This is a genomic window from Mesorhizobium sp. M1A.T.Ca.IN.004.03.1.1, from assembly GCF_003997555.1.
Taxonomy (GTDB): Bacteria; Pseudomonadota; Alphaproteobacteria; order Rhizobiales; family Rhizobiaceae; genus Mesorhizobium.
Map to the genome: position 1 here is coordinate 1 of NZ_RZTV01000562.1, position 259 is coordinate 259.

Consider the following 259-nt stretch of genomic DNA (forward strand, 5'->3'; position numbering starts at 1 on the left):
ACAGGCTGGCACTTTCCGTGGTGATTGGACCACACGATCAAAACCATGTCGTTCTGATTGCCCGCACGGCTCAGGGCGATTATGTGCTCGACAATCTCTCCAGCGCCGTTAAGCCTTGGCGCACGACGGGTTATACGTTTCTGGCCACCCAGGATTTCCAGTCGCGCACCGGCTGGCGCGTGACGCTTGCCGGTCCGCGCGCCGGCGAGTTCTCGTGATCTGCAAGCCGCAAGGCGGCGCGCGCGCTATCTTTGCCGAA

At 61.8% G+C, this 259-nt stretch carries 1 protein-coding gene; it reads left to right on the forward strand.

Annotated elements, in window-relative coordinates; translation table 11 throughout:
• On the forward strand, positions 1–218 hold a 218-nt coding region (locus EOD29_RS32885; protein ID WP_164764000.1), incomplete at its 5' end, for a transglutaminase-like cysteine peptidase.
• Between the last annotated feature and the right edge of the window lie 41 nt (positions 219–259).